Annotated in this window: 17 protein-coding genes and 1 tRNA gene; 7 read left to right on the top strand and 11 right to left on the bottom strand. The window is 69.1% G+C overall.

The genetic code is table 11. From position 1 onward, the window contains the following. Nucleotides 1-18: 18 nt before the first annotated feature. Nucleotides 19-555: a glutathione peroxidase gene (locus SY26_RS15125; protein WP_046001215.1), complete on the top strand. Its 537-nt coding sequence runs from the start codon at nucleotides 19-21 to the stop codon at nucleotides 553-555. On the opposite strand, the gene SY26_RS15120 is transcribed toward SY26_RS15125, so the two are convergent. Together SY26_RS15120 and SY26_RS15115 are read right to left on the bottom strand one after the other, a co-directional pair. Further along, nucleotides 556-1,224 (bottom strand): SDR family NAD(P)-dependent oxidoreductase, encoded by a 669-nt coding sequence (locus SY26_RS15120; protein ID WP_046001214.1) that lies wholly within the window; start codon nucleotides 1,222-1,224, stop codon nucleotides 556-558. After that, entirely contained in the window at nucleotides 1,221-2,597 is a 1,377-nt protein-coding gene (locus SY26_RS15115) for a deoxyribodipyrimidine photo-lyase (protein WP_046001213.1), read from the bottom strand. Before SY26_RS15115 ends, SY26_RS15120 begins: the two co-directional genes overlap by 4 nt. 148 nt (nucleotides 2,598-2,745) lie before the next feature. Between SY26_RS15115 and cobA the strand changes: the two genes are divergently transcribed. Together cobA and SY26_RS15105 are read left to right on the top strand one after the other, a co-directional pair. Continuing rightward, nucleotides 2,746-3,489, top strand: a complete 744-nt coding sequence (gene cobA / locus SY26_RS15110; RefSeq protein WP_046001212.1) for a uroporphyrinogen-III C-methyltransferase — start codon at nucleotides 2,746-2,748, stop codon at nucleotides 3,487-3,489. Between the two features lie 133 nt (nucleotides 3,490-3,622). Continuing rightward, on the top strand, nucleotides 3,623-7,135 hold the full coding sequence (locus tag SY26_RS15105) for a calcium-binding protein (protein WP_052715318.1): 3,513 nt from the start codon (nucleotides 3,623-3,625) through the stop codon (nucleotides 7,133-7,135). Here SY26_RS15105 and queG read toward each other — a convergent pair. The 3 genes from queG to mtgA form a co-directional block, all read right to left on the bottom strand. Next, complete coding sequence (gene queG, locus SY26_RS15100) at nucleotides 7,132-8,169, bottom strand: tRNA epoxyqueuosine(34) reductase QueG (RefSeq protein ID WP_255352890.1); 1,038 nt, start codon at nucleotides 8,167-8,169, stop codon at nucleotides 7,132-7,134. The genes SY26_RS15105 and queG overlap by 4 nt on opposite strands. Before the next feature lie 49 nt (nucleotides 8,170-8,218). Continuing rightward, complete coding sequence (locus tag SY26_RS15095) at nucleotides 8,219-8,905, bottom strand: glutathione S-transferase family protein (protein WP_045982541.1); 687 nt, start codon at nucleotides 8,903-8,905, stop codon at nucleotides 8,219-8,221. 77 nt (nucleotides 8,906-8,982) lie between these two features. Then, entirely contained in the window at nucleotides 8,983-9,702 is a 720-nt protein-coding gene (gene mtgA, locus SY26_RS15090) for a monofunctional biosynthetic peptidoglycan transglycosylase (protein ID WP_064503569.1), read from the bottom strand. Between mtgA and SY26_RS15085 the strand changes: the two genes are divergently transcribed. Beyond that, nucleotides 9,694-10,134 carry an MliC family protein gene (locus SY26_RS15085; RefSeq protein ID WP_084693875.1) on the top strand — a complete coding sequence of 147 codons (441 nt, stop codon included), beginning with the start codon at nucleotides 9,694-9,696 and terminating at the stop codon, nucleotides 10,132-10,134. The genes mtgA and SY26_RS15085 overlap by 9 nt on opposite strands. Nucleotides 10,135-10,171: 37 nt before the next feature. On the opposite strand, the gene gltB is transcribed toward SY26_RS15085, so the two are convergent. From gltB to SY26_RS15060, 5 genes are all read right to left on the bottom strand, one after another. Next, nucleotides 10,172-14,704 (bottom strand): glutamate synthase large subunit, encoded by a 4,533-nt coding sequence (gene gltB / locus SY26_RS15080; RefSeq protein ID WP_162198035.1) that lies wholly within the window; start codon nucleotides 14,702-14,704, stop codon nucleotides 10,172-10,174. A 2-nt stretch (nucleotides 14,705-14,706) separates the two neighbouring features. Then, a complete protein-coding gene (locus SY26_RS15075; protein WP_046001210.1) occupies nucleotides 14,707-15,414 on the bottom strand; it encodes a hypothetical protein in 708 nt (235 codons plus the stop codon). 97 nt (nucleotides 15,415-15,511) lie between these two features. Beyond that, entirely contained in the window at nucleotides 15,512-16,996 is a 1,485-nt protein-coding gene (locus tag SY26_RS15070; protein ID WP_046001209.1) for an NAD(P)-dependent oxidoreductase, read from the bottom strand. A 150-nt stretch (nucleotides 16,997-17,146) separates the two neighbouring features. Further along, nucleotides 17,147-17,950 carry an undecaprenyl-diphosphate phosphatase gene (locus tag SY26_RS15065; protein ID WP_046001208.1) on the bottom strand — a complete coding sequence of 268 codons (804 nt, stop codon included), beginning with the start codon at nucleotides 17,948-17,950 and terminating at the stop codon, nucleotides 17,147-17,149. Next, nucleotides 17,950-18,933, bottom strand: a complete 984-nt coding sequence (locus SY26_RS15060) for a complex I NDUFA9 subunit family protein (protein WP_046001207.1) — start codon at nucleotides 18,931-18,933, stop codon at nucleotides 17,950-17,952. Before SY26_RS15060 ends, SY26_RS15065 begins: the two co-directional genes overlap by 1 nt. 197 nt (nucleotides 18,934-19,130) lie before the next feature. Here SY26_RS15060 and SY26_RS15055 point away from each other — a divergent pair. From SY26_RS15055 to nagA, 3 genes are all read left to right on the top strand, one after another. Further along, a tRNA-Leu gene (locus SY26_RS15055) sits at nucleotides 19,131-19,215 on the top strand. 122 nt (nucleotides 19,216-19,337) lie between these two features. Then, the gene (locus SY26_RS15050; protein WP_046001206.1) at nucleotides 19,338-20,171 is read left to right on the top strand and encodes a BadF/BadG/BcrA/BcrD ATPase family protein; all 834 of its coding nucleotides are present in this window, start codon (nucleotides 19,338-19,340) and stop codon (nucleotides 20,169-20,171) included. Beyond that, nucleotides 20,168-21,292, top strand: a complete 1,125-nt coding sequence (nagA, locus tag SY26_RS15045) for an N-acetylglucosamine-6-phosphate deacetylase (protein ID WP_046001205.1) — start codon at nucleotides 20,168-20,170, stop codon at nucleotides 21,290-21,292. The genes SY26_RS15050 and nagA overlap by 4 nt, the downstream gene beginning before the upstream one ends. Here the strand turns inward: nagA and SY26_RS15040 are convergent. Then, the gene (locus SY26_RS15040) at nucleotides 21,289-22,917 is read right to left on the bottom strand and encodes a Na/Pi cotransporter family protein (protein ID WP_046001204.1); all 1,629 of its coding nucleotides are present in this window, start codon (nucleotides 22,915-22,917) and stop codon (nucleotides 21,289-21,291) included. The two genes, nagA and SY26_RS15040, sit on opposite strands and share 4 nt — an antisense overlap. Between the last annotated feature and the right edge of the window lie 57 nt (nucleotides 22,918-22,974).

Raw genomic sequence — 22,974 nt, 5'->3', positions numbered from 1 at the left:
CACCCGAGGAGAAAGCCCATGAGACGCCGCCTTTTCCTGTCCCTTGCCACCGCCCTGCCCGCCCTGGGCCTGACCCGCGCGCGGGCAGAGGACGTGCCGCATTTCACCTTTCCGTCCGTCGACGGGGGCAGCTATGACACCGCGCAGTGGCGCGGCAGCCCGGTCCTGGTCGTCAACACCGCGTCGATGTGCGGCTTTGCGGGCCAGCTGGCCGACATGCAGGCGCTGCACGATGCCTATGCCCCACGCGGTCTGGTGGTGCTGGCCGTGCCGTCGGACGATTTCAACCAGGAACTGGCCAGCGGCGCCGAGGCCAAGGAATATTGCGAGCTGCAATACGGCCTGACCCTGCCGATGACCGACATCCTGCACGTGGCCAAGGGGGACGTGCACCCGTTCTATGCCTGGGCGCGGGCGCAGACAGGATTCGTGCCGCAGTGGAACTTCAACAAGGTGCTGCTGGACCCGCAGGGCCGCATCGCGGGCACCTGGGGGTCGTTCGTCAAGCCGGGCGGGCGTCAGATCATGGGCGCCGCGTCGCCCTATCTGACCTGATCACCACGGCACCCGCGCGCCCTTCCAGTCCCAGAAGCTGCCGGTATCGTCGGTCGTCAGCCCGTCGATCACCGCCAGCAACGCCTCGGCGCTGCGGTCGGGGGTGATGGTCGGATAGCGGGAGGCGTATTTCGCGGTCAGCGGCGTCTGGACCGTGCCCGGATGCAACGCGACCAGGATCGCGTGCCGATTGCGGCGGCGGTATTCGATGGATGCGGTGCGGATGATCTGGTTCTGCGCCGCCTTGGCCGCGCGATAGCCGATCCAGCCGCCCAGATCGTTATCGCCGATCGAGCCCACGCGCGCCGACAGCGACGCGAACACCGCCCGCCCGTCCCGCGCCAGCAGCGGACCAAAGGCCTGGATCGCCAGCGCGACTCCGGTGGCGTTCAGCGCGAACTGTCGCGCCATGGCATCCGCATCGACCGCGTCCAGCGACTTTTCCGGCTGGTGCCCGTCGATGACCAGCGCGCCCGTCGTGTTCACGATCAGGTCAAAGGACTGCCCCGCCAGCCGCGCGGCGTGTTCCGTGACCGTGTCGGGCCGCGTCAGGTCCATCCCGTCGGCTGATCGCGACAGGCCCGTGACCTGCGCCCCCTGCGCCTCCAGCCGCGCGGACAGCGCCTGCCCGATGCCGCCCGTCGCCCCCAGGATCAGCGCGCGTGTCACGATTTTACCTCCTCATAGGCCGTCAGCGCGCGGGCGCGGCCCTCGGCCAGCGAGATCCGCGGCATGGCGCGTTTCGTCAGGTCCAGGTCCCAGGCCCGCGGAATGGCCGCCGCGAATTCCCGCGCGCCGGGCGCGTCGGGGCGCATCCAGTGGTCCTGGTACTGGCTCTTGCCGTCGAACTTCTCGGCCTGCGTCTCCGGATTGAAGATCCGGAAATAGGGCGAGGCATCCGGCCCGCAGCCCGCCACCCATTGCCAGTTCATGGCGTTCGACGCCGCGTCCCAATCGGCCAGGCAATGTTCGAACCACGCAAGCCCCACGCGCCAGTCGGTCAGCAGATGTTTTGTCAGATAGCTGGCGGTGATCATCCGCACGCGGTTGTGCATCCGCCCCGTGACGTACAGCTCTCTCATCCCGGCATCGACGATGGGCACGCCAGTGCGGCCCCGCCGCCAGGCCTCGGCGTCGTCATTGTCGGCGCGCCAGGGAAAGTCGTTCCACTCCTTGCGCCAGCAGCTGCGGTCCATGTCGGGCGTCTCGAACATCAGCTCGCGCGCGAACTCGCGCCAGCAGACCTCGGACAGGAACGGCTCGATCCCCGGAATGCCCTGCTCGAACTCTCCGCGGCAGCGCGACCAGATGCGCCGGGCGCTGATCTCTCCGACGGCCAGCGCATCGGACAGGCCCGACGTGGCCTGGGGACGCCAGGGATGGTTGCGCTCCTGCTTGTAGCCCGCAACGTCGCCCGACATGAACTCCTCCAGCCGGGCATGGGCCTCCTCCTCTCCGGCGCGGACATGGGCGGCCATGACATCCCAGCCCCGGTCCATCGCGGCGCGGGCCTCGGGCCAGTCGGTGCCGTCGCTGTCGGGCCAGGCATCGGGTGCGGACAGCGACGGTGGCGCCACGGGCGGCGCGATGTCCACCTGGCGCACCGCCTTCCAGAACGGAGAGAAGACCTTGTAGACCCCGCCCGACCCGGTCAGCACCGACCCCCGCGGCACCAGATCGGCCAGGTCGTGCAGATGCAGCCGCGCCCCGCCGCGTTCGACCACCTCTGCCAGCCCGTCGTCTGAGGCGAAGGGAAACCCCACCGTGGTGTGCACCGCATCGGCCCCGGTATCGTTCAGGACCTGTTCCAGCACCTTGGCCGGATCGCCCCGCCGCACGATCAGCCGGCTGCCGATCTTGCGCAGCGCGCGGTCCAGCGGCGCCAGCGCCATCGCCTGGCGCTGCGCGCTGGCGGGCCGGTCGCTTGCCTCGCGCGGGTCCAGGATCACCAGTGGGATCACCGCGCCCGCGGCGGCCGCCGCGACCAGCGCCGGGTGGTCGTCCAGCCGCAGAACCCGCCTGAACCAACAGATGACCGTCATCGCATTCTCCCTTGATGCCCGGATGATCACGCGCCAGCGGCGATATGGTTTCATCGCCCGTGCCGCGTGCAAAGAAAACGCGCGGCATTGTCACACCGGGCCGGGGTGGTATAGCTGAAACCCCGCCCGCCCATAAGGCCCACAGCCCTTGTCCGATCCCAGCTTTCCCCCCGGCTTCGTCTCGCTTGTCTCGGCGGGTCCGGGCGATCCCGACCTGCTGACGCTGAAGGCCGCGCGCAGGCTGGCCCATGCCGACGTGGTGCTGTTCGACGACCTGGCATCGGGACCGGTGCTGGACCATGCGGGCCCGCAGGCCGACCTGATCGCCGTGGGCAAGCGGGCGGGCCGCCCGTCGGCCAAGCAGGACGCCGTGAATGCACTGATCGTGCAGCATGCGCAGGCCGGGCGCCGCGTCGTGCGCCTGAAGTCGGGCGACAGCGGCATCTTCGGCCGGCTGGAGGAGGAGCTGGTGGCCCTGACCGCCGCCGGCATCCCGTGGGAGATCGTGCCCGGCGTCACCTCGGCCAGTGCCGCGGCGGCGGCGATGGGCATGCCGCTGACCCGGCGCCTGACCGCGCGGCGGGTGCAGTTCGTGACCGGCGCCGACATCACCGGGCAGCTGCCCGGCGACATCAACTGGGCGGCCCTGGCCGACCCGCTGACCACGACCGTGGTCTTCATGGGCCAGCGCAGCTTTCCCAAGATGGCACAGGGGCTGATCGACCACGGCCTGCCCCCCGACACCCCCGCCCTGCTGGCCGAGGCCGTTGGCCATCCCGGCCAGCGCCTGCTGCCCGGAACGGTGGCGTCGCTGGCCGATCTTCTGTCGCGCGACGGGCCGGCCAGCCAGCCGGGGTTGATCCTCTATGGACCGCTGGCGCTGCCCGCCTGAGGGTTCCCGCCCCGGCGCGGGCCTTTGCCTAAAATGCACGTCAAGCAAGACTGGCCAGGCGGCGCGGTTAAGACCATCTTAACACCTGCCCCCTGTTCCCGGCGCCGATGGCCGGACAACCCGCAGTATTGCCATGATCGTGTATCGCCACGTGACGACCTTTGGCGTCACGGAACAACGCTGGCTGTCCAATCTGACCGACCTCGAGATCGTCGAGGCCGACGGCCGCCTGCTGCTGGTGGCGGCGAACCAGGTCCGGGGCGGGATCAGCACCTATGCAATCAGCGACCCCGCGGCCCCCATCACCATGCTGCGCACCCGCCCCTATCTGGCCGACTTCACCTATCAGGGACCGCCGCAGATCACCGCGATCCACATGGGTGGCGACACGCTGATCCATGTGGGCCAGATGGGCGGGGCCAGCAACCTGGGCGTGACGCTGCGCGGCGACATCGGGGCGATGTCGACCTTTGGCTGGCTGTTCGGCACCAGCCTGGGTCCGCAGGTGACGGCCCTGGGCCAGGTGGACACGGGCCAGGCGCAGGTGCTGTATTCGGCGCAGGGCGGCGGGCTGACGCTGACCACCCACCGGATGGGCGCGGACGGCGCGCTGGTCCGGGCAGGCCAGGCCACCATTGCCACCCCGGCGGGCACGACCGACGCGAACCTGGACAAGATCACCGATGTCAGCGTGGACGGGCAGCGGATCCTGATCTCGATCTCGGGGAACGGGAACTTCATCGCGACGCATCTGGTGTCGGCGTCGGGCGCGCTGACGCCGGGCATGGTGCACGGCGCGGACCGCGGCACCGGCTATGACGTGCCATCCGACGTGGATGCGGTGCAGTTCGGCGGCCGCACCTATGTGGTGATGGCGGCGACAGGGTCCGGGACGCTGACCGTGTTCCGCCTGACCGCCGACGGGCGGCTGACCACCGTCGATCACGTCCTGGACGAGGGGACGACCCGGTTCCAGAACGCCACCGCGCTGGAGACCGTGGTCCTGGGCGGGCGGGCCTTCGTCTTTGCGGGCGGGGCCGATGACGGGATCAGCGTGTTCACCATGCTGCCCGACGGGCGGCTGCTGCACCTGACCACCATCATCGACACCGACGCGATGACCCTGGCCGATGTCACCGACATCGAGGCGCGGGTGATCGACGGCCGCATCCTGCTGTTCGTCGGTTCCGGGACCGAGACGGGCGTGACGCAACTGGTCTTCGAGCCCGGCCCGATCGGGGCCACGGCCACGGCGGGAGCGGGCACCGCGCGTGGCGGCACCGGGGGCGACCTGCTGGTCGCCGGCGCCGCCACCACCCGGATCGAGGGGGGCGACGGCAACGACATCCTGGTCGCGGGCGCGGGCCCGGTGACCCTGATGGGCGGCGCGGGGGCCGACATCTTCGTGCCGTCGCGGGTGACCGGGCGGATCACCATCCTGGACTATGACCCCGCGGTGGACCGGCTGGACATGTCGATGCTGGGCAACATCCGCAGTGTCTGGCAGCTGCGCTTCATCCCCACGGCGAACGGGGTGATGATCATCTATGGCGACACCATCCTGGACATCACCACCCGCACCGGGCGCGGCCTGACCGCGGCCGATTTCTCGAACGCGCTGTTCCCGGTGGGCCACTATCTGGCACCCGAGACCGACCCCGTGGTGACGCCCCCCGTCCCGCCCCCCTCGACCGAGGCGCTGTGGATCTTCGGTACGGCGGACGCCAATCACCTGATCGGCGGCGCCCGGCGCGAACAGATCATGGCCGGGTCGGGCAACGACACCGTCTCCGGCGGCGCGGGCGACGACACCTTGCGCGGAGAGGCGGGCAACGACTATCTGCGCGGCGGCGACGGCCATGACAGCCTGCATGGCGGCCCGGGCCGCGACACGCTGTTCGGGGATGCGGGCGACGACCTGCTGCACGGCGACGATGACGACGACCTGCTCTATGGCGGCGACGGAACGGACACGCTGCATGGCGATTCGGGCAACGACACGCTGTATGGCGGGGTGGGCAACGATCGGCTGTCGGGGGGCGACGGCAACGACGTGCTGTCCGGCGAGGTGGGCAACGACTGGCTGGAGGATCTGTCCGGCAACAACCGCCTTCTGGGCGGGGACGGTGATGACACGCTGATCGCCGGGGCCGGAATCGACTACCTGGACGGCGGCGCAGGCCATGACAGCCTGCAGGCGGGCGACGGGCGCGACACGCTTTTGGGCGGGGATGGCGACGATCGGCTGTTCGGCGATGGCGGCGATGACCTGCTGATCGGCGGGGCGGGCAACGACCACCTGGAGGGGGGCGACGGCACAGACCGCCTGTCAGGCGGCACCGGCCGCGACACCCTGCTGGGCGGGGTCGGCGACGATGTCCTGGAGGGAAACGAGGATGACGACCAGCTCGACGGCGGCGAGGGCAACGACACGCTGTTCGGCGGGACGGGGGGCGACCGCCTGCTGGGCGGTGCCGGGCATGACGTGCTGTGGGGCGGTGACGGCAATGACATGCTGTGGGGCGGCGATGACCAGGACACGTTGTGGGGCGGCTGGGGCTGGGACACGCTGTACGGCGATGGCGGCAACGACGTCCTGAACGGCGAGGGCGGCAATGACATGCTGTTCGGCGGCATGGGCGACGACCGCCTGTTCGGCGGATCCGGCAACGACCGCCTGTTCGGAGAGGACGGCAACGACCTGTTGATCTCGATGGTCGGATGGAACGTGCTGGACGGCGGCACGGGCAATGATACGCTCACCGCGGGGATCGGGCGCGACCGCCTGATCGGCGGGGTGGGCAATGACGTCCTGCAGGGCGGAGCGGGCGACGACACGCTGGATGGCGGGACGGGCAACGACCGCATGAACGGCGGCCCCGGGCATGACCGTATGTTCGGCGGCACGGGGTTCGACCTGCTGATGGGGGGGGGCGGCAACAACGTCATGTCCGGCGGCATGGGCAACGACACCCTGCTGGGCGGCGGCGGCAACGACTGGATGAACGGCGATCTGGGCAATGATATCCTTCGCGGCGGGGCCGGCAACGACCGCATGTCCGGCGGCGCGGGGGCGGACCGCCTGTTCGGAGAGGCCGGCAACGACCGCATGTTCGGGGATGCGGGCGACGACGTCATGGATGGCGGCATCGGGGCGGACTGGCTGGTTGGCGGGCTGGGCAATGACCGCCTGAACGGCGGCTGGCACAACGACACGCTGGACGGGGGCGTGGGCAATGACTGGCTGTCCGGAGGGCCGGGCAACGACCTGCTGCGCGGCGGGCCGGGGTCGGACCGGATGCTGGGCGGGCCGGGCAACGACGTGCTGGTCGGCGGGATGGGCGGCGATGTGATGCAGGGCGGTGCGGGGCGCGACACGTTCCGGTTCTTCGGCGCGATGGACAGCCCGCGCCGGGCCCCCGACCTGATCACCGATTTCCGGACGGGCGAGGATCTGCTGGACCTGCGCGCGATGAACCTGACCTATGCCGGGTCGGGCGGGCATCAGGGCCAGCGATCCCTGCGGTGGGAGCATGTGGGCCAGCAGACGCACCTGCTGATCGACGTGAACGGCGACCGACAGGCCGACATGCTGATCCGGCTGGACGGTCGGCTGTCGCTGGACGGCGACGACTTCCTGCTCTAGCGCGCCAGCCGCGCCGCGGCCCAGGACGCGGCCTCGGCCACGACCGGATCGGCGTCCCCGGTCAGCCCCCGCGCCACGGGTGCCAGCGCGGCGTCGCCGGAATTGCCGATGGCGTACAGCACGTTCCGGACAAAGCGGTCGCGCCCGATCCGCTTGATCGGCGACCCCGAAAACCGCGCCCGGAACGCCGCGTCGTCCAGTCCCGCCAGCTCCGCCAGCGGCGGCGCATCGATGATCCCCCGATAGCGCATCTCGGAGCCTGCCTGCGCGAACTTGTTCCACGGACAGACCGCCAGGCAATCGTCGCAGCCATAGATCCGGTTGCCCATCAGCGCCCGCAGGTCGGGGTCCACCGGCCCCTTGTGCTCAATCGTCAGGTAGGAGATGCAGCGCCGCGCATCCAGCTGATAGGGCGCAGGAAAGGCCCCGGTCGGACAGACGTCCAGACAGGCGCGACAGGACCCGCAATGACTGACCTGCGGCGCGTCCGGTGGCAGCGGCATGGTCGTGAAGATCGCGCCCAGAAAGAACCAACTGCCCAGATCGCGCGACAAAAGGTTGGTGTGCTTGCCCTGCCAGCCCAGGCCCGCGGCCTGCGCCAGGGGCTTTTCCATCACCGGCGCGGTGTCGACAAAGACCTTGATCTGGTGCCCCGGCTCGGGCGCCGTTTCCAGCATCCAGCGCCCCAACCGCTTCAGCCGCTTCTTGACCAGATCGTGATAATCGCGCCCCTGCGCATAGACGCTGACAGCGGCGCGGTCGCGCTGATCCAGCACCGCCAGCGGATCGCCCTCGGGGGTGTACAGCTCGGCCAGCATCACCACCGACCGCGCCTCGGGCCACAGCGCCGCCGGATCGCCGCGCCAGCTCATGCGTTCGGCCATCCAGCCCATCTGCCCGTGCCGCCCCTGGGCCACGAAATCCGCCAGCCGCCCGGCCAGCTCCGGCACGCCGTCCGGGCGCATGACGCCCATCGCGGCAAATCCCACCGCGCGCGCCTCGGCCTGAATCCGGGCCTTCTGCTTTGCCCAAATACCCCGGGGGGGATCGCCGCCAGGCGATGGGGGGCTGGCCCCCCCGCCCTCAGCCGAAGTCAAGCTCGGCATAATGCGGCGCAGGATGGATGCCCGGCACCTGGTCGGCCAAGACCGACCGGAACGCGGGGCGGGACTTGATGGTCGCATACCAGTCGCGCAGACCCTCGGACCGGTCCCAATCCACGTCCGAGATGTAATCCAGGCACGAGAAATGCGCGGCCGCAGTGAAATCCGCCAGGCTCAGCGTGTTGCCCGCCAGCCAGCGCCGCGTCTCCAGCAGGGACGACAGATAGTCAATGTGGTCCTTGACCGCGCGCAGCCCATCCTTGACCACGCGGCTGTCGGGATACCCCGACCGGGTGATCTTCTTCCAGACGCGCTCGTTCAGGATGGGCTGGGTGACCTCGGTGTGGAACTTGTCGTCGAACCAGGCGCACAGGCGGCGCACCTCGTGGCGCTCCAGCGGGGTCTGCGGCATCAGCGACGGGGCGGGCACCGCCTCGTCCAGGTATTCGATGATCGCCTGGCTTTCCGCCAGCAGGTTGCCGCGATAGCGCAGCACCGGCAGCTTGCCCGCCGGATTGCGGCGCTTCAGATCGGGCGATCCCTCCCAGTACCGCTCCTCGACCAGTTCGACCTCGATCTTCTTCTCGGCCAGGACCAGCCGCACCTTGCGGCAGAACGGGGACAGGGCGGTGTGGTACAGTCGCGTGGTCTGCGTGTTGGTGTTCATGGCTGCTCGAGACCTTCTTCTTATTGTCGCAACGCCCCGTTGATACGCCCCGACCCCGCCGCTTTCAACCGCAGCCCTCAGAAGCAGGCGGCCCGCCCGTCCCGCGCGATCGTCTCTGCCCCGTCCAGGATGGCCCGCGACCGCGCCGACGGCCCCGACGGGCTGCGCTGGCGCGGGTTGGGCAGGACGGCGGCCAGGCGCGCGGCCTGCACGGGGGTCAGCCGGTCGGGGGTGGTGCCGAAATGGTCGCGCGCCGCGGCATGGATGCCGAAGATGCCCGGCCCGAATTCGGCCAGGTTAAGATAGACCTCAAGGATGCGGGCCTTGGACCACAAGGCCTCGATCTGCGGCGTCAGGATCGTTTCGGCGGCCTTGCGCGGCCAGCTGCGCGTCTGCCACAGGAACGCGTTCTTGGCGGTCTGCTGTGTGATCGTGGACGCCCCCCGCGACGACCCCGACGCGACCACCTTGCGGATCTCGACCATGTCGAAACCCCAGTGGCTGCAGAAATTCGCGTCCTCGGCCGCGACCACCGCACGGCGCATCACGGGGGCGATGTCCGCCAGCCGCGTCCATTCGCGCGGGGTCAGCGGGTGCTGGCGCGCGGCGCCGACCATCGTCCAGGTATGCGGCGGGTTCACGACGCCATAGATCGCCACCGACCCCAGCATCACCAGCACCGCCCGCAGCGCCAGAAAGCGCAGCCAGAACATCGGCCTGCCGCGCCTGCGGGCGGATCGGGCCGGTTCGGTCTTGGGGGGGTGGGCGCGGCGCAGGATCATGCCCGCATGTCTCATGGTGCGGCGCTTTGCGTCAAGCGCACCTTGCCAGCCGCGCGGCCCCGCGCCACCCTGCCCGCGAACAACCGCCCCGAGGATGCCATGACCCGACATGCCGCGCCGATCCTGCCCCTGCTGCTGGCCCTTGCCGCCCCCGCGCTGGCACAGCCGATGCTGTCCCTGCCGCTGGCGCCCGATGCCACCATGACCAGCGTCACGCATGATTGCGACGACGGGCGTCAGGTGGCGGCGACCTATGTGACGTCGGGGGACGATGCCTTGGCGCTGGTCACGCTGGAGGACGGCCCGCGGATCTTCGTCAACGTGATCGCGGCATCGGGTGCGCGCTATGTCTCCGGGGCGCTGGAATGGTGGACCAAGGGCGACCAGGTGACGTTCATCGACGCCATGTCGGACGCGGACCCCGTCACCTGCACCGCCCGGCCCTAAAACGCAGCGCGGCCCCGCAAGGGGGCCGCGCCGGATGTCATTCCGCGGGAACCGCGCGGGTCTGGTCCACCGCCTCGATGGGGTGGGACAGGTGCTGCAGCATCTCCTTGGGGCAGACCTGCAGGAAGTTGCCCTTCTCGCGGTCCCAGTTCGACAGGATCTCGTCGGCGCGACGCGATCCGGTCTCCTTGAGGTGCCGTTCGATCAGGCCCTTCAGCTGATCCTCCCAGTGGTCCTGGGTCACGGCGCACATCACCAGCGTTTCCGGGTTGATGTAGTCGCGCGCTAGCCCCTCGGGGTCGTACAGATAGGCCATCCCCCCGGTCATGCCCGCACCGAAGTTCGCGCCGATCCGACCCAGGATGACGGCCACGCCGCCGGTCATGTATTCGCAGCCGTTCGACCCGCAGCCCTCGATCACCACGCTTGCACCGCTGTTGCGGACCGCAAAGCGTTCGCCCGCACGGCCCGCCGCGAACAGATGCCCGTTCGTCGCGCCATAGAGGACCGTGTTGCCGATGATCGTGTTGTCGGCCGCGACCAGCGGGCTGGCCATCGGCGGCCGCACCACGATGGTGCCGCCCGACAGACCCTTGCCGACATAGTCGTTGGCATCGCCCGAGACCTCGATCTTCAGCCCCGGGGCCGCGAAGGCACCAAGCGACTGCCCGGCGCTGCCGGTCAGGCGGATCGTCAGGTGGTCGGGCTGCAGGTTGTTGCGCATCCCGAACTTCTGCACGATCAGCGACGACGTGCGCGTCCCGATGGTGCGGTGGGTGTTGCGGACCGCATAGGACAGCTGCATCTTCTCGCCGTCCTCGAAGAAACGGGCGGCGTCCTTGACGATTTCCGCATCCAGCGTGTCCAGCACGGCATTGCGCGGCTTGGTGCGATCATAGACGATCTTGTCCGCCCCATCGACGGTGATCAGCAGCGGGTTCAGGTCCAGATCGTCCAGGTTCGCCGCACCCCGGCTGACCTGGGTCAGCAGGTCCGCACGACCGATGATCTCGTCGATCGACCGCGCGCCGATGGAGGCCAGGATCTCGCGGACCTCCTGGGCATAGAAGGTGATCAGGTTCACCACCTTGTCCGCCGACCCGGTGAACATGGCGCGCAGCTTCTCGTCCTGGGTGCAGACGCCCACCGGGCAGGTGTTCGACTGGCACTGGCGGACCATGATGCAACCCATCGCGATCAGCGCGGCGGTGCCGATGCCGTATTCCTCGGCGCCCATCATCGCCGCCATGACGATGTCGCGGCCCGTGCGCAGACCGCCATCGGTGCGCAGCGTCACGCGCTCGCGCAGGCGGTTCATGGCCAGGACCTGATGCGCCTCGGTCAGGCCCATCTCCCAGGGCAGACCCGCGAACTTGATCGACGTGGCGGGCGAGGCGCCCGTGCCGCCGTTATGGCCGCTGATCAGGATCACGTCGGCCTTGGCCTTGGCCACGCCCGCCGCGATTGTGCCCACGCCCGATGATGCCACCAGCTTGACGGTGATCTTGGCGCGCGGGTTGATCTGCTTGAGGTCATAGATCAGCTGCGCCAGATCCTCGATGGAATAGATGTCGTGGTGCGGCGGGGGGCTGATCAGCGTCACGCCCGGCGTCGAGTGACGCAGACGCGCGATCAGCTTGGTGACCTTCATGCCGGGCAGCTGGCCGCCCTCGCCGGGCTTGGCACCCTGGGCGACCTTGATCTCCAGCTCCTCGCAGGCGTTCAGGTATTCGGCAGTGACACCGAAGCGGCCCGAGGCGACCTGCTTGATCTTGGCGCAGGGGTTGTCGCCGTTGGGCAGCGGGTGGCTGTGCGCCGGGTCCTCTCCGCCCTCGCCCGAATCGGACTTTGCGCCGATCCGGTTCATCGCGATGTTCAGCGTCATGTGCGCCTCGGGCGACAGCGCCCCAAGCGACATGCCCGGAGTCACGAAGCGCTTGCGGATCGAGGTGATCGATTCGACCTCCTCGATCGGCACCGGCTTGCCGAAGGGCTTGATGTCCAAGAGATCGCGGATGTGGATCGGCGGGTTGGTCCGCATCGTGGCGCTGAACTGCTTCCAGATGTCATAGGACGCCTTTTCGCAGGCCACCTGCAGCAGCTTCATGGTGTTGGCTTCCCAGGCGTGCTTCTCGCCCGTCCGCCGCAGCTTGTAGAAGCCGCCGACCGGCAGCATGTCCACGTTGTCGGTGCGGAAGGCGACCCGGTGCAGCGCCTCCAGCTTGGCCTGCAGCCCGTGCAGGCCGATGCCCGAGATCCGCGACTGCATGCCGGGGAAATATTCGGCGACCATGGCGCGCGACAGGCCCACCGCCTCGAAGTTCAGACCGCCGCGATAGGACGACAGGACCGAGATGCCCATCTTGGCCATGATCTTCAGCAGGCCCGCGTCGATGGCCGTGCGATAACGGCGCATGTTCTCGACCAGGGTTCCGGTCAGCAGCCCGCGCGCGATCCGGTCGTCGATCGAATCCTGCGCCAGATAGGGGTTCACCGTCGTCGCGCCGCAGCCGATCAGCACTGCAAAGTAATGCGGGTCGATGCATTCCGCCGACCGCACGTTGACCGAACAGAAGGTCCGCAGGCCCTTGCGGGTCAGCCAGGAGTGCACCGCGCTGGTCGCCAGGATCATCGGCATCGCGACCCGGCCAGGGCCCTGCGCGTCGTCAGACAGAACCAGATGGCCCGCGCCCGACCGCACGGCATCCTCGGCCTCGGCGCGGATGCGCGCCAGGCCTTCGCCCAAGGCGTCCGGCCCTGCGCCTTCGGCGAAGGTGCAGTCGATGACGGTGACGGTGTCGCCGAACATCTTGACCATCTCATCGTATTCGCCATTGGCGATGAACGGGCTCTCCAGCACCACGATCTCGGTCTGGGCACTGCTTTCGTCCAGCACGTTCTTGAGGTTGCCGAAGCGCGTCTTCAGCGACATCACCCGCGTCTCGCGCAGGCTGTCGATCGGCGGGTTCGTCACCTGGCTGAAGTTCTGGCGGAAGAAATGGCTCATCGGGCGGTACTGGTTCGACAGGACCGCGGGGGGCGTGTCGTCGCCCATCGACGCGATGGATTCCTTGGCGTCCTCGGCCATCGGGGCCAGGACATGCTCCAGATCCTCATGGGTGAACCCGGCCGCGCTCTGCCGGCGGCGCAGGGCGTCGCCCTGGTACCGCACGACCTCGGGCAGGTCGCGCATGATGTCGTTCAGCTCGGTGACCTTCTCGATCCACTCGCCAAAGGGCTGGCTGCCGGCCAGGCGGTCCTTGATCTCGGTGTCGTGGTACAGCTTGCCGTCCCACATATCGACCGCGATCATCTGCCCCGGTCCCAATGCGCCCTTCTCGCGCACGCCGGTCTCGTCCACCGGCACCATGCCGACCTCGGAGCCCGCGATCAGCAGGTTGTCGCCCGTCACGACATAGCGCATCGGCCGCAGCCCGTTGCGGTCCAGGCCGCCGCAGACCCAACGCCCGTCGGTCATGGCCAGCGCCGCGGGGCCGTCCCACGGCTCCATCACCGCGTTGCAATAGGCGTACATGTCCGCCCAGGCCTTGGGCATGTCGGTCGTGGCCTTGGACCAGCTTTCCGGGACCAGCATCGTCTTGGTCATCGGCGCGGACCGCCCGGACCGCACCAGAACCTCGAACACCGCATCCAGCGCCGCCGAATCCGACGACCCGGCGGGCACGATCGGCTTGATGTCCTCGGCCGCGTCGCCGAAGGCCGACGATGCCATGCGGATCTCGTGGCTGCGCAGCCAGTTCAGGTTGCCCTTCAGCGTGTTGATCTCGCCGTTATGGGCCAGCATGCGGAAAGGCTGGGCCAGCCACCATTGCGGGAAGGTGTTGGTGCTGTAACGCTGGTGATAGATGGCGAAGGCCGATTCAAATCGCTCGTCCTTCAGGTCGGGATAGAATTCGGCGACCTGCTCGGCCAGCATCATGCCCTTGTAGATGATCGACCGGCAGGACAGCGAACAGAAATAAAGCTCGCGCACCTGCGCCGCGATGGCGGCCTTCTCGATGCGGCGGCGGATGATGTACAGCTCGCGCTCGAAGCGGACCTGGTCGATGTCCTTCTCGCAGCGGATCAGGATCTGCTCGATCTCGGGGCGGGTGGCGTTCGCCTTCTCGCCCAGCACGGCGGTGTTCACCGGCACATGGCGCCAGCCATAGATATAGTGCCCCATCCGCAGGACCTCGGATTCCACGATGGTCCGGCAGGCCTCCTGGGCGGCAAAGTTCGTGCGCGGCAGGAACACCTGGCCGACCGCGATCAGCTTGTTCTGATCGGGTTCGTGGCCCGTGCGGCGCACCTGGTCATAGAAGAACGGCACCGGGATCTGGACGTGGATGCCCGCGCCGTCGCCGGTCTTGCCATCCGCATCCACCGCGCCGCGATGCCAGATGGCCTTCAGCGCGTCGATGCCGTTCTGCACGACCCGGCGGCTGGCCTTGCCGTCCAGATCGACCACGAAGCCCACGCCGCAGGACGAATGCTCGTCCTCCTCGCGGTACAGGCTGTTCTGGTCCATCCATGCGCGGCGGGCTTCTTCCTGTGCTTGCCAGTCCATGGTCATGATGCGGCCCTTTCCTGCGGGATCTGCGTCAGCAACTGATCGCAGTCGAATTGTGGGGTTGTGGAACCGAACCCGGCCTCGCCGGGAAAGGTGAACAGCACGGGGCTGTCGTCGGTCTCGGTCTTGGCGCCGGTCCAGTCGCTGCCGGTCTCGGTCCCGCCATAGAAGCGGTTGAACTCGCGGCTGATGTACTGGCTGCCCTCGCGGGTGATCAGAACCTCGCCGCCGGCGTCGCGGGTGGTCAGCCGGAAGCGGGTCCGTTCCAGTGCCTGGCCATCGATCGTGACGGTCTCTCCGGTCAGGGTGTCGGCGCCCTGGTGGTGCAGGCGCTGGCCGTCATCGGTCTGGGTCCAGAAGTCGAAATCATCGCGCCCCGTGGCCAGCAGCTCGCTGAAGCTGGCATGGTCCTCGGCCTCCTCGACCAGCCGGTCGACCAGGCCTGACGACATGCTCTGGCTCTCGATCCAGCGGGTCTCGGCGTCGATGGTGGACAGGTGGTACAGCCCCTCGCGCCCGAAATGGGCGCTGTGCTGATAGCCTTGGGGATCGGCACTGCAGGTATAGTACTGGCTGACGGTGCAGCTGCGGTTCTGCACCGTGACGTTCAGGGTGCAGCCCGCGGGCGGCGTGAAGCTGGCCGCCCCCGCCTGCCCCGCCGCCAGCATCCCGTCCGCCAGCACCAGAAGCGTCAACAGGCCCGACATGATCCCGATAGCGGGGACGGCCCGCGCCGCCGCTGCTCCATGCCGCCGTCCGCACGCTGCACGCCCCGTGTCATGGTGGTGCGCCATCGCCCTGCCCCTATTCGGCGGCGATGCGGGCATCGCCCGTCAGGAAGGTCACGATCGCGTCCGCGGCCTCGCGCCCGTCCCGGATCGCCCAGACGACCAGGCTGGCGCCGCGCACGATGTCGCCCACCGCGAATACGCCGGGGATCGAGGTCTGGTGCGTCTGGAAGTTCGCCTTGATGGTGCCCCACCGCGTGACCTCCAGCCCGTCCACGCCCCACAGCTTGGGCAGGTCCTCGGGTTCGAATCCCAGGGCCTTGATGACCAGGTCGGCGGGTTCGTCGTAATCGGCGCCCTCGATCAGCTCGGGCGACTGGCGGCCGGTGACGTCGGGCTGACCCAGGCGCATCTTCTGGATGCGCACCGAGGCGATCTGCGGCAGGCCGTCAACGTCACGCTCCTGCGCCTCGGCGGCGATGCCGGTCACGTGGCCCGCAAAGGCGCCGGGGGCCGACAGCCAGACGAACTCGACGCCCTCCTCCTCGGCGTTCTGCACCTCGCGCTGGCTCCCAGGCATGTTGGCGCGGTCGCGCCGGTACAGGCACTTGACCGATTGGGCGCCCTGACGGATGGCTGTCCGCACGCAATCCATGGCCGTGTCGCCGCCGCCGATGACGACGACGCGCTTGCCCTTGGCGTTCAGCTCTCCGTCGTCGAAATCAGGAACGTCGTCGCCGAACTCGACCTTGTTCGAGGCGGTCAGATAGTCGATCGCGCGGACGATCCCGCCGTGATCGGCGTTGTCCAGGTCCAGGTCGCGGGTCTTGTAGACGCCCGTGGCGATCAGCACCGCATCGTGCTTGCCGCGGATCGCGTCAAAGCTGATGTCCTCGCCCACGTTGCAATTCAGCACGAACTCGACGCCGCTGTCCGCCAGCAGCTGGTTGCGGCGCATCACCACGTCCTTCTCGAGCTTGAAGCCGGGGATGCCATAGGTCATCAGCCCGCCCGCGCGGTCATAGCGGTCATAGATCGTGACCTGGAACCCCTGCTTGCGCAGCATGTCCGCGGCGGCCAGGCCGCCCGGCCCGGCCCCGATGATGCCGACCGATTCGGCACGCTCCTGCGCGGGCTTGAAGGGCTGGACCCAGCCGTTGTCCCAGGCGGTGTCGGTGATGTACTTCTCAACCGCGCCGATGGTGACGGTGCCGTGGCCCGACTGCTCGATCACGCAGTTGCCCTCGCACAGGCGGTCCTGGGGACAGATGCGGCCGCAGATCTCGGGGAAGGTGTTGGTGGCCTGGCTGACGCGATAGGCCTCCTCCAGGCGACCCTCGGCGGTCAGACGCAGCCAGTCGGGGATGTTGTTGTGCAGCGGGCAGTGCGACTGGCAATAGGGCACGCCGCACTGGCTGCAGCGGCTGGACTGTTCGGCGGCCTTGGCTGCGGCGAATTCGCGATAGATCTCGTGGAAATCCTCGCTGCGGTCGGCAGCGGCGCGTTTTTCGGGCATCTCGCGCGGGGTCGAGACGAATGTCAGCATCTTCTGCGTGGCCATGGCTGCGCTACCTTCCCTGAAAGGACTTCGGCAACCGCAATAAACCAAGGCTTTTGCGATGAAAAGTCAGCAGTGCTGACCTAATCGCCACTTTTTCGGTGCGCGGGCCAAGTTTTTGTCCGCATACCTGCCATATTAGGTCAGCATTGCTTACATACCCAGTACAAGCGCCAGCAATGCAAGGCTTCCGACAATGATGCGCCACCATGCGAACAGCCCGTATCCGTGCTGGGACACGTAACCAAGCAGCCAGCGCACCACCACGACGGCGGCCAGAAAGGCGGTGATGAAGCCCACGGCGATGTCGTTGATCGCGCCCGCATCCAGCACCGCGCGATTCTGCCACAGGTCCAGGCTGAAGGCGCCCAGCATCGTGGGCATCGCCAAGAAGAACGAGAATTCGGCGGCCGACCGCTTGTCCGCGCCCATCAGCAGCGCACCGACGATGGTGGCCCCCGACCGCGACACGCCGGGGATCATGGCAAGGCACTGGAACAGGCCGATGCGGAAGGCCATCGACAAAGGAATGTCCTCGGCCCGGGTATAGCGGGGGGTGGCGGCGCGGCGGTCGACCCACAGCAGGACGAAGCCGCCCAGGATCAGCATGACCGCGACCAGCATCGGCGTCTCGAACAGCACCGTCTTGATGAAGCCGTGCGCCATCGCGCCGATCACCGCCGCCGGGGCGAAGGCCAGCAGGACCGCGCCGATGAACCGCCGGGCGACCGGATCGTGGGGCGCGTCGCGCACCACCTGCACCAGCCGGGCGGCGTAAAGGCCCAGGATCGCCAGCAGGGCGCCCAGCTGGATCAGCACCTCGAAGGACCGGGCGGGCGAATCGAAGCCCAGGAAATGACCGGCCAGCAGCAGGTGGCCCGTCGACGACACCGGAATGAACTCGGTCAGGCCCTCGAGAACCCCGAGGGCGGCGGCGACGATCGTGTTGTGGTCCATCAGTGCTCGCGCAGGTTCTTGGCGGACCGCTTGATCGAATCGTACTGGCCCGACGGGCGGAAGCGCACCAGATAGTCGTCCAGAACGGACCCGGCCGCCGTGGGCACGATGCCCAGATCCGCGAAACCGCGGGCGCCGGGCGTGACGACGTTGTCCTTGCGCAGCAGGGCCAGCTGGTCGCGGCTCAGCGGGCTGGTGAACAGGCCGCCGGTGACCGCCTGCGCCACGCCCATCGCGGCCGATGCCAGTCGCGCGATCGGGAACGGCAGGTTCACCACCGCGCGGCGGCGGTGGACGGCGGACAGCACCTGCCCCACGATCTGGCGGGTGGTCAGGATCTCGGGGCCGCCCAGCTCATAGATGCCGGGGGCGGCGGTGCCAGTGGCGCCCATCACCGCCGCGCGGGCGACGTCGCCCACGAAAACCGGCTGCATCCGGGTGTTGCCGCCCACGATGGGCATCACCGGCCCCATCCGCGACATGCCCGCAAAGCGGTTGTAGAAATTGTCGTCGGCACCGAAGATCACCGACGGGCGCAGCACGACCGCATCGGGACGCGCGGCCAGCACCGCGGCCTCGCCCCGCGATTTCGACGCGATGTACGTGCTGTCCGATTCGGGATCGATCCCCAGGCCCGAGATATGGACCAGCCGCGCGACGCCCATCTCCGCCGACAGGCGGGCGATGTTGTCGGCGCCGGTCTCGAACACGGTCTTGAAAGTGCTCTTGCCCTGCGCGTTCAGGATGTTGACGCAGTTGATCGCGGCATCCGCCCCGGTCAGGGCAGCCCGGACAGAGTTTTCGTCGCGGATGTTGCACATGACGGGGACGACCTGCCCGACCGCGCCATAGGTGCGGGTGAACAGCGCCTCGTCGGGGCGGCGGACGGCTATGCGGACGCGCCAGCCCTCCTTGGCCATCAGCCGGGCCACCTGCCGGCCGACAAAGCCCGATCCGCCAAAGATCGTGACCAGTTTCGCCATGGGCGTCTCGCCTCCCTCTGATAGGCCGAATGTCGCGTGATCCTTACCCCCGACGCGCGTTCCGGGCAAGGCTGCGCAGGGTCGCGGGCAGCTTCGCGCACCGCCTTGGCAGGTCTTGGCAAAAAACTGTCGAAAAACTTTCACGACCCCCATTGACGCCCCCCCGCACTCGCTTTAATCAGCCGCTCATACCACCTGCCCAGGTGGCGGAATTGGTAGACGCGCACGGTTCAGGTCCGTGTGCCGCAAGGTGTGGAGGTTCGAGTCCTCTCCTGGGCACCAAAAACAAAACCCCCGAAAACCTCGTGTTTTCGGGGGTTTTGCTTGTCCGGCGGGACGATCCGACCTTGGGGCTTTTCATTTCCGCGCTGGTCGCGTTCCCTCTGGCGAAACATGGGGACGTGATGAGCTTGTATCTGGGGATCGACGGGGGCGGCACGGGCTGCCGGGCAGCCATTGCCGATGCGGCGGGCCGCGTGCTGGGCCGCGGTCAGGGCGGGCCGGCAAACATCAATTCCGATCCATTCGGCGCGGTGACCAGCGTGCTGGCCGCGGCGACGGCGGCGATGGCTCAGGCCGGGGCCTCGCCTGCGGACCTGACCGCGGTGCTGGGCCTGGCGGGGGGCGGCATGCAGGACGCGGCCCGCGCGATGCAGGCGCGCCTGCCCTTCGCCCGCAGCCTGGTGGTGAACGATGCCGTCACCGCCGCGCGCGGCGCGCTTGGCGCGGATGACGGCATCCTGGTCGCGGTCGGCACCGGGTCGGTGCTGGCGGTCCAGCGCGGCGGCCAGCTGCGCCAGATCGGGGGGCGCGGCTTTCTGATGGGGGACGAGGGCAGCGGTGCCGTCCTGGGCCGCACCCTGCTGGCGCGGACGATGCGGGCGGGCGACGGGCTGGTCCCGGACACGCCCCTGCTGTCCGCGCTGCGCGACGAATTCGGCGGGTTCGAGGGGATCATCGCCTTCGGCACCAGCGCCGCGCCCGCGCGCTTTGCGGAACTGGCCCCGCGCCTGGTCGCCTCGGACGATCCCGCGGCCCGCGCGATTCTGGACCAGGCAGTGGCCCAGATCGGCGACGCGGTGCGCGTGCTGCAGGATGGCGACCGCCTGCCGGTGGTCTGCACCGGCGGGCTGGGCCCCTTCTATGCCGCGGCGCTGGCGGCGGACTGGCCCGTCGTTCCCGCCCGCGGCACAGGCGTGGACGGTGCGCTGGACATGGCACGGGCCTGGGCGCCATGACCCTGCAGACCCTGGCCGCCACCACCCTGTTCGACGGCGCGCAGCTGCTGGACGACATGGCGGTGATCCTGCGCGACGGGGTGATCGAGGCCATCGTGCCGCGCCCGGCAGGCGTGGTTCCGATGCCCGGCATCCTGGCCCCCGGTTTCGTCGACCTTCAGGTGAACGGCGGCGCCGGGTTGATGGTCGGCGCAGGAACCGACGCCTCAGCATTGGCGCGCATCTGCGCGGCACATCGCGATCTGGGCTGCGCGGGCATCCTGCCGACGCTGATCACCGACGGACCCGAGGTCACGGCGCGCGTGCTGGACGCCGGGATCGCCGCCGCCCGCGTCGACACGCCGGGCTTTCAGGGCCTGCACCTGGAGGGGCCGCATCTGGACCCGCGCCGCGCCGGGGCGCATGACGCAGCCCTGATCCGCCCGATGACCGATGCCGACATGGCCGCCCTGATCGCCGCCCGCGCGGACCTGCCCGCGCTGATGGTGACCCTGGCCCCCGAGGCCGCCACCCCCGCCCAGATCGCCGCCCTGACCGCGGCGGGGATCATCGTCAGCCTTGGCCACAGCGACTGCACGCTGGATCAGGCGCAGGCGGCCTTTGCGGCGGGGGCGCGCTGCGCCACGCATCTGTTCAACGCCATGAGCCCGCTTGGCCACCGCCAGCCCGGTCTGGTCGGCGCGGTCCTGTCGGGCGATGCGCAGGCCGGGATCATCGCGGACGGCACCCATGTCGACCCGGCGGCGCTGCGCATCGCGCTGCGCGCACGGCCTGGGGGGTTGTTCTTGGTCAGCGACTGCATGGCTGTCGCGGGCACCACGCTGACCGAATTTCCGTTGCAGGGCCGCCGCATCCTGCGGCGCGACGAACGGCTGACGCTGGCGGACGGCACGTTGGCCGGCGCGGACCTGCGGCTGGACCGCGCGGTGCGCGTCGCGGTGGCAGCGGGCGCGGACCCGGCGCAAGCGCTGGCGATGGCGACGTCGGTCCCGGCCGACCTGATCGGCGCCAAGGCCGGGCGCATCGCGCCGGGCCGCGCCGCGGACCTGATCCTTCTGGACGCGGACCTGCACCTGACCGGCATCCGCGACGGCGCGGGCTGGCGCGCGCCCCGGGCCTAGCTGCCGCGCAACCGGCTTTCGATCAGCAGCCCTTCGTCCTGCAGGATCGGATGGGCGACCGAGACCGCATGGGCGTTGATGCGCTTGAGGTCGCGCAGCAGGTCCAGATGCAGGGACGAGGTCTCGCGGCTTTCGGTCTGGCCTTCGCGCAGGCGGATCAGGTGGCGCTGCGCGGACTGGCGTTCCAGGTTGCGGATGGTGACCTTCTGCTCCATCAGGCGGCGGGCCATGTCGCGGTCGCGCGTCATGAACACCGTCTGTGCCATGCGCAGGTTCTCCTGCGTCAGCAGGAACAGCGCGTCCAGTTCGCGGAACCCCTCGCCCGAAAAGCGCAGGCCCAGGCCGATCTTCTTGGCCACCTCGGGGGACAGGCCCCGGTCGATGATGTCGCCGATATGTTCCAGGTTGATGACGTAATCCAGGATGTCGATGGCCTGCCGACGCTCGGCCTCGGTCGCGTCGCCGGTCAGGCGCGACAGATAGTTCTTGACCTGCTGCTGTCGCCGGTCGACCTGATCCTCGATCGCGCGGACCTCGGCCAGGGGGGCGGGATCGTGCTTGCGGAACGCCGCGCGGGTCTGGGCCAGCATCCGCTCGACGCTGTCGCCGATGTCCAGAACCTCGCGCCGGGCGCCGGTCAGGGCCAGGGGCGGCGCGTCCAGAACCTGCGCGTCCAGCCAGCGCGGCGCGGTCGAGGCCGCATGCGCGTCCTGCGGCATCAGCACCGCCACCAGACGGCAGACCAGCCCGTTGAAGGGCCAGATCAGCGCCGCCAGCGCCAGGTTGAACGCCAGGTGGGCGCTGACCGCCAAGGGCCCCACGGCCAGGGGCATGGCATTCAGCGCGCCCGCCGCCAGCCCCGCCAGCGGCAGCGCGATCAGGCAGCCGATGGCGCGCACCGTCAGGTTGCCCAGCAGCACCCGCCGCGCGGCGATGTCCAGCGTGGCCCCCGCCAGCACCGGCGCCATCGCGCCGCCCAGGTTCGCGCCCAGCACCATGACCACCGTCAGGTCGGGCGGCAGAACCAGCGACCCGATCAACAGGACCGCCGCCAGCGATGACGAACACAAAAGCGCGATTCCCGCCGCAAAGGCCAGGGCCACGGGCCAGGCCTGATCCAGCATCGGCAGGAAGGCGGCCATCTGCGGCGAGGCGCGCAGCGGCGCGGTCGCCTGGTCCAGCAACGTCAGCGACACCAGCATCAGCCCTACGCCGATCAGCGCCGTGCCCACCCCCGACGTCACCGTCGTGCCCCGGCGGCGCAGGCCGTAACCCAGCAGAACAAGGACCGGCGCGACCGCGGTGATGTCGGTCGACACGATCACCGCCGTCATCGCCGTGCCGACATTCGCGCCCAGCAGCACGATCTGCGCGCGGCGGGTGGCGATCATCTCTCGCTGGACGAAGGACGCGGTCAGCAGGGCGGTGGCCGTCGACGATTGCAGACCCAAGGTGGCGACAAGCCCCGATGCGAAGGCCCGCAGCCCCGTGCGCGTGCCCGCGCCCAGGATCAGCTTCATCCGCAGGCCGAAGGCCTCGACCATGCCGTCGCGCACCAGTCCCAGACCGAACAGCAACAGCGCCACCGCGCCTGCCAGCTGCAGGAACCCCAGAATCGATGCCATGTGCCTCTACCATCCCTTTCCGGGCTGCCCGCGCGGGCCGTCACAGATCCGACTTGA

This window comes from Paracoccus sp. 228, from assembly GCF_000967825.1.
GTDB lineage: Bacteria > Pseudomonadota > Alphaproteobacteria > Rhodobacterales > Rhodobacteraceae > Paracoccus > Paracoccus marcusii.
The sequence above is the reverse complement of the archived record's forward strand: the minus strand, read 5'-3'. Positions and strand labels throughout refer to the sequence as shown.

Bases quoted from the DNA above. Each gene is read 5' to 3' on its own strand.
- SY26_RS15125 (WP_046001215.1), top strand. From the start codon at position 19: ATGAGACGCCGCCTTTTCCTGTCCCTTGCCACCGCCCTGCCCGCCCTG.
- SY26_RS15115 (WP_046001213.1), bottom strand. From the start codon at position 2,597: ATGACGGTCATCTGTTGGTTCAGGCGGGTTCTGCGGCTGGACGACCAC.
- SY26_RS15105 (WP_052715318.1), top strand. From the start codon at position 3,623: ATGATCGTGTATCGCCACGTGACGACCTTTGGCGTCACGGAACAACGC.
- SY26_RS15095 (WP_045982541.1), bottom strand. From the start codon at position 8,905: ATGAACACCAACACGCAGACCACGCGACTGTACCACACCGCCCTGTCC.
- SY26_RS15085 (WP_084693875.1), top strand. From the start codon at position 9,694: ATGTCTCATGGTGCGGCGCTTTGCGTCAAGCGCACCTTGCCAGCCGCG.
- mtgA (WP_064503569.1), bottom strand. From the start codon at position 9,702: ATGAGACATGCGGGCATGATCCTGCGCCGCGCCCACCCCCCCAAGACC.
- gltB (WP_162198035.1), bottom strand. From the start codon at position 14,704: ATGGACTGGCAAGCACAGGAAGAAGCCCGCCGCGCATGGATGGACCAG.
- SY26_RS15075 (WP_046001210.1), bottom strand. From the start codon at position 15,414: ATGTCGGGCCTGTTGACGCTTCTGGTGCTGGCGGACGGGATGCTGGCG.
- SY26_RS15070 (WP_046001209.1), bottom strand. From the start codon at position 16,996: ATGGCCACGCAGAAGATGCTGACATTCGTCTCGACCCCGCGCGAGATG.
- SY26_RS15065 (WP_046001208.1), bottom strand. From the start codon at position 17,950: ATGGACCACAACACGATCGTCGCCGCCGCCCTCGGGGTTCTCGAGGGC.
- SY26_RS15060 (WP_046001207.1), bottom strand. From the start codon at position 18,933: ATGGCGAAACTGGTCACGATCTTTGGCGGATCGGGCTTTGTCGGCCGG.
- SY26_RS15050 (WP_046001206.1), top strand. From the start codon at position 19,338: ATGAGCTTGTATCTGGGGATCGACGGGGGCGGCACGGGCTGCCGGGCA.
- nagA (WP_046001205.1), top strand. From the start codon at position 20,168: ATGACCCTGCAGACCCTGGCCGCCACCACCCTGTTCGACGGCGCGCAG.
- SY26_RS15040 (WP_046001204.1), bottom strand. From the start codon at position 22,917: ATGGCATCGATTCTGGGGTTCCTGCAGCTGGCAGGCGCGGTGGCGCTG.